The 15,698-nt window shown below is 71.6% G+C and carries 13 protein-coding genes; 7 read left to right on the forward strand and 6 right to left on the reverse strand.

Annotated elements, in window-relative coordinates; all coding sequences use genetic code 11:
* The first annotated feature begins 26 nt into the window (after positions 1-26).
* The 5 genes from ACIPY5_RS08525 (at position 27) to ACIPY5_RS08545 (ending at position 6,278) form a co-directional block, all read left to right on the forward strand.
* Positions 27-983, forward strand: a complete 957-nt coding sequence (locus ACIPY5_RS08525) for an ABC transporter permease (RefSeq protein ID WP_400969207.1) — start codon at positions 27-29, stop codon at positions 981-983.
* Positions 980-1,846 carry an ABC transporter permease gene (locus ACIPY5_RS08530; RefSeq protein ID WP_400969210.1) on the forward strand — a complete coding sequence of 289 codons (867 nt, stop codon included), beginning with the start codon at positions 980-982 and terminating at the stop codon, positions 1,844-1,846. The genes ACIPY5_RS08525 and ACIPY5_RS08530 overlap by 4 nt, the downstream gene beginning before the upstream one ends.
* Positions 1,843-3,615 (forward strand): dipeptide ABC transporter ATP-binding protein, encoded by a 1,773-nt coding sequence (locus tag ACIPY5_RS08535; protein ID WP_400969213.1) that lies wholly within the window; start codon positions 1,843-1,845, stop codon positions 3,613-3,615. Before ACIPY5_RS08530 ends, ACIPY5_RS08535 begins: the two co-directional genes overlap by 4 nt.
* 282 nt (positions 3,616-3,897) lie before the next feature.
* On the forward strand, positions 3,898-5,292 hold the full coding sequence (locus ACIPY5_RS08540) for an amidase (protein WP_400969216.1): 1,395 nt from the start codon (positions 3,898-3,900) through the stop codon (positions 5,290-5,292).
* A gap of 362 nt (positions 5,293-5,654) precedes the next feature.
* On the forward strand, positions 5,655-6,278 hold the full coding sequence (locus ACIPY5_RS08545; protein ID WP_309341671.1) for a histidine phosphatase family protein: 624 nt from the start codon (positions 5,655-5,657) through the stop codon (positions 6,276-6,278).
* 146 nt (positions 6,279-6,424) lie between these two features.
* Here the strand turns inward: ACIPY5_RS08545 and ACIPY5_RS08550 are convergent, their stop codons facing one another.
* On the reverse strand, positions 6,425-7,828 hold the full coding sequence (locus ACIPY5_RS08550) for an aspartate aminotransferase family protein (RefSeq protein ID WP_400969220.1): 1,404 nt from the start codon (positions 7,826-7,828) through the stop codon (positions 6,425-6,427).
* A 19-nt stretch (positions 7,829-7,847) separates the two neighbouring features.
* Positions 7,848-9,365 (reverse strand): CoA-acylating methylmalonate-semialdehyde dehydrogenase, encoded by a 1,518-nt coding sequence (locus tag ACIPY5_RS08555; protein ID WP_400969223.1) that lies wholly within the window; start codon positions 9,363-9,365, stop codon positions 7,848-7,850.
* 113 nt (positions 9,366-9,478) lie between these two features.
* On the opposite strand from ACIPY5_RS08555, the gene ACIPY5_RS08560 reads away from it, so the two are divergent.
* A complete protein-coding gene (locus tag ACIPY5_RS08560; protein ID WP_400969226.1) occupies positions 9,479-11,122 on the forward strand; it encodes a PucR family transcriptional regulator ligand-binding domain-containing protein in 1,644 nt (547 codons plus the stop codon).
* A gap of 71 nt (positions 11,123-11,193) precedes the next feature.
* Here ACIPY5_RS08560 and ACIPY5_RS08565 read toward each other — a convergent pair whose 3' ends face one another.
* The 4 genes from ACIPY5_RS08565 to ACIPY5_RS08580 all read right to left on the reverse strand — a co-directional run bounded on the left by ACIPY5_RS08565 (position 11,194) and on the right by ACIPY5_RS08580 (position 14,059).
* Complete coding sequence (locus ACIPY5_RS08565) at positions 11,194-11,619, reverse strand: VOC family protein (protein ID WP_400969229.1); 426 nt, start codon at positions 11,617-11,619, stop codon at positions 11,194-11,196.
* Positions 11,620-11,749: 130 nt separating this feature from the next.
* On the reverse strand, positions 11,750-12,094 hold the full coding sequence (locus tag ACIPY5_RS08570) for a cupin domain-containing protein (RefSeq protein WP_400969232.1): 345 nt from the start codon (positions 12,092-12,094) through the stop codon (positions 11,750-11,752).
* Entirely contained in the window at positions 12,091-13,485 is a 1,395-nt protein-coding gene (locus tag ACIPY5_RS08575) for an NAD(P)/FAD-dependent oxidoreductase (protein ID WP_400969235.1), read from the reverse strand. Before ACIPY5_RS08575 ends, ACIPY5_RS08570 begins: the two co-directional genes overlap by 4 nt.
* A 106-nt stretch (positions 13,486-13,591) precedes the next feature.
* Entirely contained in the window at positions 13,592-14,059 is a 468-nt protein-coding gene (locus ACIPY5_RS08580; protein WP_045271571.1) for an Lrp/AsnC family transcriptional regulator, read from the reverse strand.
* A gap of 100 nt (positions 14,060-14,159) precedes the next feature.
* On the opposite strand from ACIPY5_RS08580, the gene ACIPY5_RS08585 reads away from it, so the two are divergent.
* Positions 14,160-15,608 carry a gamma-aminobutyraldehyde dehydrogenase gene (locus ACIPY5_RS08585; protein ID WP_400969237.1) on the forward strand — a complete coding sequence of 483 codons (1,449 nt, stop codon included), beginning with the start codon at positions 14,160-14,162 and terminating at the stop codon, positions 15,606-15,608.
* Positions 15,609-15,698: the final 90 nt, after the last annotated feature.

Genomic DNA, 15,698 nt, shown 5'->3' on the forward strand with positions numbered 1-15,698 from the left:
GCCGAGACAAGGACAGCACGGATCCGATGAGCACCGTTCGTCGCGTCGCGGGGAAGCTGGGCGGGCTCCTGCTCACCCTCTTCCTCGCCTCGCTCCTCGTCTTCTTCTCCCGGTTCCTCGTCCCGGGAGATCCGATCCGGTTCCTCCTGCGCGGACGCAAGCCCTCGCCGGAGGCGATCGTCGAGGTCACCGCCCAGTACGGGCTCGACCTGCCGCCCTGGCAGCAGTACCTGCGCTGGATCGGGGGCGTCCTGCACGGCGACTTCGGACGCTCGCTGCAGTTCCGCCAGGACGTCACGGCGGTGCTCGGCGACCGCCTCCCGGTCACGCTCATGCTCGTCGTGATGGCCGGGGCGATCATCGCGGTCGTCGGCCTCGCCGGCGGCGCGGTCGCCGCTCTGAACAAGGGGCGCGCATCGGATCGCGGCATCCTCATCGGCCTCACCGTGCTCGGCGCGATCCCGTCCTTCGTCGGATCCATCGTGCTCATCGCGGTGTTCTCGGTGCAGCTCGGCTGGTTCCCCTCCTTCGGGTCCGGATCCGGGTTCTGGGACATGGCCTTCCACCTCGTGCTGCCGTCGATCGCGCTCGCGATCGTCTTCATCGTCCTGGTGGGCAAGGTCACCCGGTCGGCGATGGTCGACCAGCTGAACCGCGAGCACGTCGAGGTCGCCACCTCGCGCGGCGTCACGCGGATCGCGGTGGTGCGCCGGCACGTGCTGCGCAACGCGCTCGGCCCGATCCTCACCGTCTCCGGTCCGCTCGTGGCGGGGCTCATCGTCGCGAGCTCGATCGTGGAGCAGGCCTTCGGGCTCTCCGGGATCGGATCCCTCCTGGTCGGCTCCGTCGACCGCCTGGACTTCCCCGTCGTGCAGGCGATCGTCCTGCTCGTGGTCACCGCCTTCGTCGTGGTGAACGCGATCATCGACATCCTCGAACCCTGGATCGACCCCCGGTCCGCTGCCGGAGCAGGAGCACGATGACCTCCTCAGCCCCCACCCTCGCCGTGCGCGTGCTGCGCATGCCGAAGAAGATGCGCGGACGCGGCATCGTGATCACGAGCATCGTGGTGCTCGCGATCGTGACGCTCGCCGCGATCCTCGCCCCCTGGGTCTCACCGTACGATCCCGACGCGGTGGACTTCACCGCGTTCTACGCCCCTCCGTCCGCCGCGCACCTGCTCGGCACCGACTCGCTGGGCCGGGATCTGCTGAGCCGGATCATCTGGGGCGGACGCACGGCCCTGCTCGGCCCGCTGCTCGTCGTGGTGTTCTCGACCGTCCTCGGAATCCTGCTGGGCCTGATCGCCGGCTGGCGCGGAGGCTGGGTCGATGCCGTGCTGGGTCGCATCTTCGACGTGCTGTTCGCGTTCCCGTCGCTGCTGATCGCGATGATGGCCGTCGCGCTGTTCGGCAAGGGCCTGATCGCGCCGGTGATCGCGATGAGCATCTCGTACGCGCCGTTCGTGGCGCGGCTCACCCGCTCGCTCGTGGCGGCAGAGCGCACCCGCCCGTACGTCGCGGCGTACCGCGTGCAGGGCTTCGGCGGCGCGTGGATCGCGCAGCGCAGGGTGCTGCCGAACGTCGCGCCGATCGTGGGCGCGCAGTCGACGCTGAACTTCGGCTACGTGCTCGCCGAGCTCGCGGGCCTGTCGTTCCTCGGACTCGGGGTGCAGGCGCCCACCGCGGACTGGGGCGCCATGATCAACGAGGCCCAGGCCGGCATCGCCGCAGGGCAGTTCCTCCCGGCGATCGCGCCCGCCATCGTGGTGGTGCTCGTGGTCGTCGCCGTCAACATCGTCGGCGAGGACCTCTCCGACCGCATCGGAGGGGAGATCCCCGCATGACCGGATCCGCACTTCTCGACACCTCGGCGCCGTCGTCCGCGACCGCTCTGCTCGACATCCGCGAGCTCACGCTCGACCTCGCCGACGGCACGCGCCTGCTGCACGGGATCACGCTCTCGGTCGCGCCCGGCGAGACCGTGGGCCTCGTCGGCGAATCCGGATCCGGCAAGTCGCTCACCGCGCGCACCGTGCTCGGGCTCACCCCCGACCGCGCGGAGATCGGCGGATCCGTCTCGGTCGACGGCCGCTCGCCGCTCTCCCCCGCGTCGCTGCGGAGCATCCGTCGCGCCGACGCCGCGATGGTGTTCCAGGATCCGAGGGCCGGCATCAACCCGATGCGCACGATCGGCGATCACCTCACCGAGGCGCTGCGGCTGAATGAGGGGTGGAGCCGGTCGCGGGCGAGAGCCCGCGCCGCCGAGCTGCTCGCGGACGTGCGCCTCCCCTCCCCCGCCGAGCACCTCGGCCAGCACCCGCACGAACTGAGCGGCGGCATGCTGCAGCGCGTCATGATCGCGGGCGCGCTGACGACCTCGCCCCGCCTGCTCGTGTGCGACGAGCCCACCACGGCGCTCGACGTGACCACGCAGGCCGAGATCGTGCAGGTGCTGCGCGAGCTCTGCGCCGAGCGCGGCATGGGCATGCTGTTCATCACGCACGACCTCAACCTCGCCGGATCCCTGTGCGACCGCCTCGTCGTCATGAAGGACGGCGCCGTGGTCGAGGAGGGCCCGGCCCTGGAGGTCCTGCGCGCCCCGCAGGCCGAGTACACCCGCCGCCTCGTCGCCGCGACCCCCCGCCTGACGGACGACGGGGCGGGGTCCGGCGGGGCTGGCTCCGCTGGGGCCGGCTCCGGCCCGGCCGGCTCCGGCCCGGATCGAGCCCTCCCTGACCGCGAGACTGCAACTGGGCGACGAGACAGCGGTTGGGAAGCGCAGTCTCGTCGCGGAGATGGAGTCTCGCGGTCAGGGCGGGAGGCGCGGGACGGGGAGGACCCGCGAGGCGTCGAAGTCGCGGGAGTCTCGAAGACCTACCGGGTGCGCGGGCGCGGCGAGGTGCGCGCGGTGGCCGACGCGACACTGCGGATCCCGGCCGGCGGGGCGCTCGCGGTCGTGGGCGAGTCCGGATCCGGCAAGTCCACGCTCGCCCGCATGGTCGTCGGACTCGAGCAGGCCGACACCGGCACCATCCGGATCGGCGGCCGCGATGCCGGCAGCGTGCCGAAGGGGCGCGAAGAGCGCCTCGCCCGCGCCAAGAGCGTGCAGATGGTGTTCCAGGATCCGTACCTGTCCCTGGATCCGCGCATCCCCGCCGGTCGAGCCGTCGCTGACGTGCTGCGACTGCACGCCGGCCTCGACAAGGCCGCCGCGGCCGCGCGCGCTCTCGAGCTGCTGACCGCCGTCGGGCTCGGCGACGAGCACGCGGCGGCGCGACCGAAGACGCTCTCCGGCGGGCAGCGGCAGCGCGTCGCGATCGCCCGCGCGCTCGCGATCGAGCCCGACCTCCTCGTGATGGACGAGGCGACCAGCGCCCTGGACGTCTCGGTGCAGGCGCAGGTGCTGGACCTGGTCGCAGACATCCGGCGCCGCCAGGGCCTGACCCTGCTGTTCATCAGCCACGATCTCGCCGTGGTCCGCCGCGTCTGCGAGCAGACCCTCGTGATGCGCCGGGGCGAGATCGTGGAGCGCGGGGCGACGACCGAGATCCTCACGAATCCGCAGCACGAGTACACCCGCCTGCTGCTCGATTCGGTGCCGGTACCTGTCTGAGCGGGCGGGCGGGCGGGCGGGCGGGCCGGTCTGAGCCTGCCCGGCGGGCCGGGCGGGCCGGGCGGGCGGGCCCGCGGCGGGCCGGGCTGAGCCTGCCGGCAGGGCCGGGCGGGCGGGCGGGCGGGCTGACCATGTCCCACTTCTAGCCCGCCCGTGTCCCACTTCCGGCCTGACGATGTCCCACTTTCGGCACTCAGGAAGCGCATTCCAAGACCAGAAGTGGGACACGGTCAACACCGCCCCCACGGCCAAGCACCGCCACCCCCCGGACAAAGGAGATCCATGGAACTGCACCACATCACCGCCACCGACGCCGCCGCGCGCTTCCGCCGCCGCGAACTCTCGCCGGTCGAGCTGCTCGACGCGGCCGTCGCACGCACCGCGGCCACGGAACCCGTGATCAACGCGGTCACGGAGCAGTGGCTCGACGAGTCGCGCATCGCGGCGGAGGCCTCCGAGCGGCGCTTCGCCCGCGGCGAGGCCACGGGCGCGCTTGAAGGCATCCCGCTCATGCTCAAGGAGGAGCAGCCGATCGCGGGCCGCACCGCGGAGGAGGGCAGCCTGCTCGAGCGCGGGCACATCGCGGACGAGACGCACCCGATCGTGGACCGGATCCAGGCCGCGGGGGCGGTGGTGCACGGCCGCACGACGACACCCGAGTACTGCTGCGCCCCGGTCACCCACTCCGCATTGTGGGGCGTGACGCGGAACCCGTGGAACACGGCGTTCACGCCGGGCGGATCCTCGGGCGGCTCCGGCGCCGTGCTCGCGGCCGGATCCACGATCCTCGCGACCGGTTCCGACATCGGCGGATCCATCCGGATCCCGTCGTCGTTCTGCGGCGTCGTCGGGTTCAAGCCGCCGTTCGCCCGCGTCCCCGGCCTCGCTCCGTTCAACTCCGACACCTACTGCGCCGACGGCCCGATGGGCCGCAGCGTCGCCGACGTGGCGCTGCTGCAGAACGTCATCTCGGGACCGTGGGCGGGAGACGCGGCCTCGCTCCGGGAGGTCGTCGCGGTGTCGGGCGCGGTGTCCTCGCTCGCGGGGATGCAGATCGCGGTGTGCCTCGACCTCGGCGGGTACGACGTGGATCCGGTGGTCGTCGAGAACACCCTGGGAGTGGTCGTGGCCCTGCGCGCCGCCGGCGCCGAGGTGGAGCAGGTCGAGCTGCCCTGGGGTCCGAAGCGAGTGCTGGAGACGAGCTGGCCGCACTTCGGCGCCGTCATGGGACCGTTCATCGAGGGCATAGCGGCCGGAGATCCGCAGCGGACGGCGCAGCTCATGCCCTACACCCGCGCATTCGCGGAGGCCGCGGCGAACGGGGGCGACTATGTGGCAGGGCTCGAAGCGGAGTCCGCGTTCTACCGGCCGTTTGGGGAGCTCATGCAGCGCTTCGACGCGCTCGTCTGCCCCACGATCGCGACCACCGGCCTCGACGCCGAGGAGCCGTGCACGGACAGCGACGCAGTGTTCGCGCAGCTCATGACCCTGCCGTTCAACGTGATCGGGCGGGTGCCCGTGCTAGCGGTGCCGTCCGGCATCGCCCCGAACGGCGTGCCCACGGGCGCGCAGATCGTCGGCCGCACCTTCGACGATGCGACGGTGTTCCGCGTGGGCGCCGCACTCGAGCAGGAGCTCGGGCTGTGGACGGATCCGGCCTGGTGGCCCGCGCTCTGATCGCGAACGGACCTAGCGAGGCCCGGCCTGTGGTTGGCGGGGCCCCGCCTGAGCGTGGCGGGGCCCCGTGGAACACGACCCCGGGTTTGGGGCGCGTTCCCCGGTTCGGGGCGCGCACCCCGGGTTTGGGGCGCGTCCCGCCGCCCGAGCACGGCAGGATCCGCCCCGAAACGGCTGGATCCGCCCCAAAACGGCAGGATCCGCTCCGAACCCAGCGCACAACACAACTCCGTTCCGGGGCGCGTTCCCCGGGTTCGGGGCGCGTCCCGCCGCCCGAGCGCGGCAGGATCCGCCCCGAAACGGCCGGATCCGCCCCGAAACGACTGGATCCGACCCGAAGCTGGTCGACCTAGGCTGAAACCATGACGCGGATCTGGGTGGTGCGGCACGGGCAGAGCATGCTGAACGAAGCGGAGCGGATGCAGGGCTGGTCCGATGCGCCGCTCACGGCGCTCGGCCGCGAGCAGGCGACGACCCGCGGGCTCGACCTCGCCGCAGCCGGGATCCGGTTCGACGCCGCGTTCTCCGGCGACGGCATCCGGCACCGCGAGACCGCGGCGCGGCTGCTCGACGCGGCCGGATCCGACCTGCAGGCGCAGCCGGATCCGCGCTGGCGCGAGCTGTGCTTCGGACGACTCGAAGCCGTCCGCGCCCGCAAGTTCTTCCGGCTCATGCAGGCGCACGCCGCGGCCGACAACCCGTTCATCGCGACGCTGGACGCCCTCGCCGCGAAGGATCCGCTCGCCGAGGCCCCTGCGGACGTCGCCCGGCGCGCGACCGCGGCGCTGCACGACGTGGCCGGTGCCGGATCCGAGGTGCTCGTGGTGACCAGCGGCATCACGATCCTGACCCTGCTGCACGGCCTCGGCGCCGACCTCGAGCACCTCGCCACCGGCCCCCAGAACCTGTCGGTCTCGACGGTGCACCGCATCGACGACGGCTGGCGGGTCGATCGCGTCGCGGATCCGGATCCCGTCGCGGTCTGACGACAGGGATCCGGCGGGACCCCGGTCCTGGTACCTCGGTTTCGGGGCGCGCCCTCCCGTTTTGGGGCGCACCACGCCGGCAGAACCCGGCGTCGCGCGCCCCAAAACGGTGAAACGCGCCCCAAAACGGAGATACTCCGCGCGACTCAGTCCGTGTACGAGTCGGCGACGTCGAGGGCCTCGTCGAGCACCGCGAGGCCGCGGACCAGCTCGTCCTCGGTGATGACGAGCGGCGGCGCGACGTGCATGCGGTTGAAGTGCGTGAACGGCCAGACGCCGCCCTTCTTCGCGGCCGCGGCGAACGCGCCCATCGGCGCCGCGTCCGCGCCGGCGGCGTTGAACGGCACGAGGGGCTCGCGGGTCTCCTTCGAGCGCACGAGCTCCACGGCCCAGAACAGGCCCTGTCCGCGCACCTCGCCGACGCTCGGGTGCTTCTCGACCCAGGCCTCGAGCGTGGGCTGCACGATCCGGGCGCCGAGGTCGCGCACGTGCTCCAGGATCCCGTCGCGGCGGAACACCTCGAAGGTCGCGACGCCGGCCGCGCAGGCCAGCGGGTGACCCGAGTAGGTGAGCCCGCCCGCGAACGAGACGTTGTCGAACGCCGCCGCGATCCGGTCGGAGATCACGACGCCGCCGAGCGGCACGTACCCGGAGTTCACGCCCTTCGCGAAGGTGATGAGATCCGGCTTCGCGTCGAACGCGTCGATGCCGAACCACTCGCCGAGCCGGCCGAAGCCGACCATGACCTCGTCCGCGATGTAGACGATGCCGTAGCGGTCGCACAGGTCGCGCACGCCCTGCAGGTACCCCGGCGGCGGCACGAGCACGCCGTTCGTGCCGACGACCGTCTCGATGATGATCGCCGCGATCGTGTTCGGGCCCTCGAGCTGGATCGTCTGCTCCAGGTGCTCGAGCGCGCGCTGCGACTCCTCGGCGAGCGTCGTCGAGTGGAACGCCGTGCGGTACAGGTACGGCCCGAAGAACCGCACCGTGCCGTTGTCGACCGAGTCGTTCGCCCAGCGCCGCGGGTCGCCGGTCAGCGAGATCGCGGTCGCCGTGGAGCCGTGGTAGCTGCGGTACATCGACAGCACCTTGCGGCGGCCGGTCGCGGTGCGCGCCATGCGCACCGCGTACTCGTTCGCGTCCGCGCCGCCGTTCGTGAAGAACACCTTCTCCATGCCCTCGGGGGCGACCTCGGCGATGAGCCGGGCCAGCTCGCCGCGCACGTCGTTCGCGATCGACGGCTGGATCGTCGCCAGGCGTCCCGCCTGCTGCTGGATCGCGGCGACGAGATCGGGCTGCTGGTGACCCAGGTTCAGGTTCACCAGCTGGCTCGAGAAGTCGAGGTAGGCGTTGCCCTGGTAGTCCCAGAACGTGGAACCCTCGCCCGCGGCGACGGGCACCGGGTCGATGAGCGCCTGGGCGCTCCAGGAGTGGAACACGTGCGCGCGGTCGTCGGCGCGCACCTGCGCCTCGGCCTCGGCGGCCGGCAGGGCGTGCACGGCGCCGTGCCGGTCGGTGAAGCGGGCGGTGTCGGTGAGAGTGCTCATGGCTCGGATCCTTTCCGCGTCAGTGGTTGCTCGGGAAGCCCAGGTCCACCTGCGCCGGCGTGTTGTCGGGCCAGCGCGTGGTGACGACCTTGGAGCGCGTGTAGAAGTGGATCGACTCGGGGCCGTAGATGTGCGAGTCGCCGAACAGCGAGGCCTTCCAGCCGCCGAACGAGAACGCCCCCACCGGGACCGGGATCGGCACGTTGACGCCGACCATGCCGACCTCGATGTCGAACTCGAACTGGCGGGCGGTGCCGCCGTCGCGCGTGAAGATCGCGACGCCGTTGCCGAACTGGTGGGCGTTGATGAGCTCCACCGCCTCCGCGTAGCTGTCGACACGGACGACGCCGAGCACCGGGCCGAAGATCTCGTCCTCGTAGAGCTTCATGCCGGGCTTCACGCCGTCGATGAGACTGATGCCGGTGAAGAAGCCGTTCTCGTCGAGACGCTCGCCCGCGGCGATGCGCTTCGTGCCGTCGATGAGCACCGTGGCGCCCTCGCCCGCGGCGCCCGTGACGTAGGACTCCACCCGGTCGCGGTGCTCGCGCGTGATGAGCGGGCCCATCTCGCTCGCGGCGTCGGTGCCGTCGCCGATGCGCAGGTTCTGCACCTTCTCGGTGATCGACGCGATCAGCGGATCCGCGACCTCGCCGACGGCGACGAGCACCGAGACGGCCATGCAGCGCTCGCCGGCCGAGCCGTAGGCGGCGGAGACCGCGGCGGCCGCGGCGCCGTCGATGTCGGCGTCGGGCATGACGACCATGTGGTTCTTCGCGCCGCCGAGGGCCTGCACGCGCTTGCCGTTCGCCGAGGCGCGCTCGTAGATCGACTTCGCGATCGGGGTGGATCCGACGAAGCTGACCGCCTTGACGTCCGGCGAGTCGAGGAGGGTGTCGACCGCGACCTTGTCGCCGTTGACGACGTTGAGCACGCCGTCGGGCAGCCCCGCCTCCTGGAAGGCCTTCGCGAGCCAGATCGCCGCGGACGGGTCCTTCTCGCTCGGCTTCAGCACGACCGTGTTGCCGCAGGCGATCGCCGAGGCGACCATCCACAGCGGCACCATCACTGGGAAGTTGAAGGGCGTGATGCAGGCGACGACGCCGACGGGCTGCTTGACCGAATGCACGTCGACGCCGCGGGCGACCTGCTCCGCGCGCTCGCCCTTGAGCAGGTGCACGAGTCCGGCGGCGAACTCGACGTTCTCGATCCCGCGGGACACCTCGCCGGCGGCGTCGGAGAGCACCTTGCCGTGCTCGCTCGTGACGATCGCGGCGAGCTCGGGCGTGCGCTCGGCGAGGATCTGACGGAGCCGGAAGAACACGTCGGCGCGCTTGATGAGGCTCGTCGCACGCCAGGCCGGCAGCGCGGCCTTGGCCGCGGCGATGGCCTGCTCGACCTCCGCGACGCTCGCGAACGCGACGCTGCGGTGGGCCTCGCCGGTCGCGGGGTTGTAGACCGGGCCGGTGCGCTCGGTCTCGCCGGGCTGCGCCGTCGATTCGGTCAGGGCGCCGTCGATGAAGTGGCGGATCACGGTCACGTGATGCTCCTCGGGTCGGGGGTTTCGATGAGATCAGGACGCGGATCCGGACACTCTGATCGGACGCGTCCGCGGGCTTGCTCTCCCATGCTGGCAAAGGGGAGGATGGATCCGTGCCCGCAGATCGTCTGAACTTCGCCGCCGATCGAACAGATCGTCCGGACCGTCTCCCCAGCGATCGCGACCCCGGACTCCCGACGGTCGCCGACGCCCTCGACGTCGCCTCGCTGCAGGCCGGGATCCCCGAGGTGCTGGCCGGATCCGTCGACGTCCCGGTGCGCTGGGTGCACGTGTCCGACAGCGACCGGGTGGCTGCCCTGCTCGACGGCGGGGAGCTGCTGCTCACGACGGGCGCCGGCTGGCCCGGTGCCGCCGACGCCCTCGCCCGGCTCGTCGACGAGCTGGCGGATGCGGGCCTCGCCGGCATCGTGCTGGAGCTCGGCACGCGGTTCGCCGTGGTGCCGCCGCCGCTGGTCGCCGCCTGCCGCGCGCGGGACCTCGCTCTCGTGACCCTCGACCGCGAGGTGAAGTTCGTCGCGGTCACCGAGGAGGTGCACCGCCGCATCATCGCGGGCCAGGTCGAGGCGCTGCAGGAGCGTCAGCGGCTGCACGAGCTGTTCACCGGGCTGAGCCTGCGCGGTGCGCCGGTCGAGGTGGTCGTCCGGGAGACCGCGCGGGCGCTGCGGGCGCCGGTCGTGCTGGAGGACCTCGCGCACGAGGTCGTCGTCGCCGACCCGTTCGACCTCGCCGAGGCCGAGGTGCTGGACGGCTGGACGGGACGATCGCGCCGCCTGCCGCAGGAGTGGACGCGCGTGCCGGTCGCCGCCCGTGGCACGCGTTGGGGTGAGCTGATCGCGCTGCCGGGACCGCCGCACCCCGCGGGGCCCGCGACGGTGCTGGAGCAGGCCGCCACGGCGCTCGCGCTCTCCCGGCTCGCGGACGGCGAGGGCGCCTGGGCGCGACTGCGGGCGGAGGGACTGATCGGCGCGCTGCTCGGCGAGCGGTACGTGACGGTCGCCGACATCGAGGCGCGACTGGAGTCGTCCGGCTTCCCGGTGCGCGGGCGCGCGCTGTACGCGGTCGTGTCGATCGCGGGAGGGGCCACGGCCCGTTCCGGGCGCGACGATCCGCACAGGTCGCGACGATCCGCACACGACTCCGCCGAGAACCTGCGCGCATCGTCGCAGGCTGTGCAGATCGTCGCGGAGTCCCAGGCACAGGCGGACCCGGCGACGCGGGCCGACGTCCGCACCCTGACGGCCGACGTCGGATCCGAGCGGATCCTGCTGGTGTCGCTGCCCGCCGGGGCGCGGCTGCCGGATCCGGTCATCGCGGAGCTGGAGTCGGGCGCCGTCGGCGATCCCGCAGCGACGACCGCGGAACTGCTCGCCGCGATCCCGGTCGTGCGGCGCCTCGCCCGCCAGGCCGCGCCCGGCTCCGTGCTGCGCGTGGCGGACCGGCCCCTCGCGCGCCTCGCCGCCGAGCTCAGCGGCGACCACCGGCTCCAGGAGCACAGCGCACGCCTGCTCGCGCCGCTCATCCGCCACGACGACGCGACGGACGGCGACCTGCTCCGGGTGCTGCGCGCCGTGGTGGCGCACCCGGGGAACCGCACCGCGGCGGCGAACGCCTCGCACCTGTCCCGCTCGGTGTTCTACCAGCGCCTCGGCCTCATCGCGGATCTGCTCGGCGCCGATCTCGAGGACGGCGAGACGCTCTCGGCCCTGCACCTGGCGCTGCTCGCACACGGGCGGTGACGGGCCGCCGCCACCGCCCGTGGCCCGTGGCCCGTGGCCCGTGGCCCGTGGCCCGTGGCCCGTGGCCCGTGTCAGCCGACGGCGCGCGCCCCTCCCATCACGCGCTCCCTCATCTCGGGCGAGGGCTCGCCGAGCGCGATGATGTTGTCCTCGGTGTCGCTGAACCAGGCGCCGCGCAGGCCGCCGAGATCCGCGATGCCGTCGACCGTCTTCAGCCCAGGGAAGTCGTAGTCGTGGAACTCGACCCCTCGTGAGCGCAGCTCCGCCACGTCGCGGTCGATGTCGTCCGTCACGAGGTTGAGGGCGGTGTTCTTGGCCGTGCCGGCGAAGTCGGTGCGGTACACCAGCACGACGGCGCCTCCGACGTCGTAGAACAGGTTCTCCGCGGCGGCGTCCGTGTAGATCGGGTCGCGATCGAGCACGTCGTGCCACCAGCGCTTGGCGCGATCGAGATCCGTCACCGGAAGGACGGCCGTCGCCATGAGTTTCTCGAACATGATGAGCCCCAGCCCAGGGGGTTGTCATCCCCGCGTCGGCCCAGCACAACGCCGCGCCGCTCGGGCGCGCGGATGAGGTCCCCGCGCTGATTCTATTCCCGTGCTCCCCCGTCGAGAAGGCCTCCGGCGCTCAGGCGATGTAGACCTTGCGCAGGGTCTCGGTCACGATCCAGGTCGTCCGCATGCCCTCGGCGAGTCGCACGACGGATCCGGGACCGATCTCGAGATCCGGCAGCGCGGGATCCTCGAAGACGACGGTCGCACGCCCCGAGAGCACGATGAAGAGCTCGTCGACCTCGGTGTCGCACGCGGTGCCGGGCGTCATCTCCCAGATGCCGATCTCGCGGTCGCCGGTGTCGTCGAGCACGGCGCTCGCGGTGCTCGGCGCGCCGGACACGACCTCCTCCGCGGGCAGCGGCTCGTGGGCGAGGACGAGATCGGTCACGGCGGTGCCGGCAGCAGGCAGAGCGGTCATGAGTCGAACCCCATTCCGACGGCGTCGAGCGTCTTCAGGAACAGGTTGCGCCTGCCCCGGTTGTGATCGGCCTGGTTCATCGCGGCGCGCACGAGGTTAACCCCGATCGAGGCGGCCGGCTCAGGCGGGAACGGGATGGGCTTCGTGCGCACCATCTCGAGCCGGGTGCGCTCGGTGGTGAGCCCCGCGAGCTCGTCGAGCATGACGTCGGCCGCGAACCGGGTGGCTCCGACGCCGAGGCCGGTGAAGCCGGTCGCGTACGCGACCCGGCCGCCGCGCGCGGTGCCGAAGAACGCGCAGAACCGGCTGCACGAGTCGATCGCACCGGCCCAGCGGTGCGTGAAGCGCAGCCCTTCGAGCTGCGGGAACGTAGTGAAGAAGTGCGAGGCGAGCTTTCGGAAGCTCTCCGGCCGCTCCTCGTACTCCTCGCGCACCTTGCCGCCGAAGTGGTAGACGGCGTCGTAGCCGCCGAACAGGATCCGATTGTCGGCGCTCAGCCGGTAGTAGTGGAACTGGTTCGCGCTGTCGGCGAGGCCCTGGCGGTTCTTCCAGCCGATCGCGTCATACTGCTCGGCCGTGAGCGGCTCCGTCATGAGCGCGTAGTCGTAGACGGGCACGGTCATGAGGCGGTTGCGCTTGAGCAGGGAGGGGAAAACGTTCGTGGCGAGCGCGACCTGGTCTGCCACGACCGAGCCGTTCTCGGCGGTCAGGGTCTGCGCGCCCTTGCCGCTCAGTCCCGTGATGCGCGTGCGCTCGAAGATCCGCACGCCGAGCTCGGTCGCGACGCGGGCGAGCTCGAACGCCAGCTTCGCCGGATGCACCATCGCGCATCCGGTGCGGTCCCAGGATCCGGCGAGGTACGTCGGGGAGGCGACCTCGGCCTGCACGGCCGCCTCGTCGAGGAAGTCGTCGCCCTCCATCCACTCGACCTGATGCGGCTCGACGGCCACGGCCATCTGGCCGGTGCGCTCCCAGTCCACGTCCATGCCGTAGCGCTCGATCGTGTCCTGGATGCCGTCGAGATTCTCCAGCCCGAGGCGCTCGAGCTGCTCCATCTCGTCCGGCCAGCGGTTCATGCCGTTCTCTTCGCCGTGCGTGAGGCTCGCCTCGCAGAACCCGCCGTTGCGGCCCGACGCCGCCCAGCCCACCCGGTTGGCCTCGAGCAGCGCCACGCTGCGCTGCGGGTCGCGCTCCTTGGCGCGGATCGCGGTCCAGAGGCCCGCGTACCCGCCGCCGACGATCGCGAGATCGGCGCGCTCCTGCCCCGACAGCGCCGGATAGGCGGGGCGCTCGACGTCGTCGAGCCAGAACGCGGCATGCGCGGTGTTCTCGAGAGAGCGCTCGATGACCGAGGCGCTCGGCTGCCGTCGTTCGAAGACGGTCGTTCCCATGATGATTCCTTGTCCGGGAGGGTGGGGTGGTCTTTCGCCGGGGCGCGACGCAGCGCCCCGGGTGCCGCGGGGCGGCCGGGTTCGGGAGAGCGGCAGGCTCAGCGGATCAGCGCGTGCCCCAGTTGTAGAGGTCCTTGTGGAGCCCCGCGTAGAGGAAGCACTCGGTGTGCGAGACGCCCTCGATGGTGCGGATCCGCGTCGCGATCAGCTCGAGCAGGTCCTCATCGCTCTCGCAGATGGCCTCGGCGAGGATGTCGAAGGATCCGAGCGTCACGTTGACATATGCGATCTCGGGAATATTCGCGATCGCCTCCGCGGCGACACGCGGATCCCCGTCGACGCGGATGCCCAGCATCGCCATGCGGGAGAATCCGAGTTGACGAGGATCGGTCACCGCGACGATCTGCACCACGCCGCTGTCGGTGAGGCGCTGCACGCGCTGTCGGACGGCGGCCTCGCTGAGACCCACGGCACGCCCGATCTCGGCGTAGGGTCGACGACCGTCCTCCTGCAGCAGTTCGATGATCCGCTTCGAGACGTCGTCAAGAACCGGCACCTTCGGCTTGTCGCTCATGTGACGATCTTGACACTCCTGGCGATGTCCTGCAACTGATTTCGCAGAATCTGATCCAGATTTCTTCCGATTCCGTCGATTCTGGCCTATTCTTTTCACCATGCAGAGCAACCCGTCTGAAACAGCACTGTTGCAGAACTTCATCGGCGGCCGCTCCGTCGCCGCGCACGGCGAGGGCCGCATGGACCTCATCGACCCGGTCACGGAGCAGGTGTACGGCCGGGCCCCGATCTCGGATCAGAGCGACGTCGACGCCGCCTACGCCGCCGCGGCCGCCGCCTTCCCGCTCTGGCGCGACACCACTCCGGCCGCGCGTCAGCTCGCGCTGTTCCGGATCGCCGATGCGATGGCCGCGCGTGCCGAGGAGTTCGCCGACCTGGAGTCCCAGGACACCGGAAAGCCGCGCGCGAACCTCGTGGCCGACGAGATCGACCAGTCGGTCGACCAGCTGCGCTTCTTCGCGGGAGCGGCGCGGAGCCTCGAGGGCCGGGCCGCCGCGGAGTACATGGCGGGGCACACCTCCTACGTGCGGCGCGAGCCGATCGGAGTGATCGGCCAGGTCACCCCGTGGAACTACCCGCTGAACATGGCCGTGTGGAAGATCGCCCCCGCGCTGGCCGCCGGGAACACCGTGGTGCTGAAGCCCGCCGAGGCCACTCCGCTCACGACCCTCCTGCTCGCGGAGATCGTCGCCGAGCACACGCCCGCGGGAACCCTCAACGTCGTGCTGGGCGACCGCAGCACGGGCGCCGCCCTCGTCGCGCACAAGACGCCGCAGATGGTCGCGATCACCGGATCCGTCCGGGCCGGAATGGCCGTCGCCGAGTCGGCCGCGGCCGACGTCAAGCGCGTGCATCTCGAGCTCGGCGGCAAGGCCCCCGCGATCGTGTTCCCGGATGCGTCGATCGAGAAGGCCGCGGAAGGCATCGTGACCGGCGCGTTCTTCAACGCCGGGCAGGACTGCACCGCCGCGACGCGCGTGATCGTGCACGCCTCGGTGCACGACGCCCTCGTGAAGGCACTCGTCGAGCGGGTGCACACCCACGCCCGCACGGGCGCCCCGCAGGAGGAGGGCGTGTTCTTCGGCCCCCTCTCGAGCGCCGCGCAGCTCGCCCAGGTGCAGGGCTTCGTGGACCGCCTGCCCGCGCACGCCACGGTCGAGACCGGCGGCAGACGACAGGGCGACGTCGGCTACTTCTTCGAGCCGACGATCGTGTCCGGCATGCGCCAGGACGATGAGGCCGTGCAGAGCGAGATCTTCGGACCGGTGCTGACCGTGCAGTCCTTCGAGGACGACGACGAGGCCCTCGGCTTCGCGAACGACGTGCCCTTCGCGCTGGCCGCGTCGGTGTGGACCACCGATCACACCCGGTCGCTGCGCTTCTCCCGGGATCTGGACTTCGGCTGCGTCTGGATCAACACGCACATCCCGTTCGTGTCGGACATGCCGCACGGCGGTTTCAAGCACTCCGGCTACGGCAAGGACCTGTCGCAGTACGGCTTCGACGACTACACGCGCATCAAGCACGTGATGAGCGCGCTCGACTGATCGGGGCCGAGGTGCTACTGTCGCCTACGCCGTGCCGGCACGAGAGAAGGAGGTGATACCCATGAACGAATCGACGTGGGTGCTCCTCCT

This window comes from Microbacterium sp. NPDC089698 (assembly GCF_044749045.1).
GTDB lineage: Bacteria > Actinomycetota > Actinomycetes > Actinomycetales > Microbacteriaceae > Microbacterium.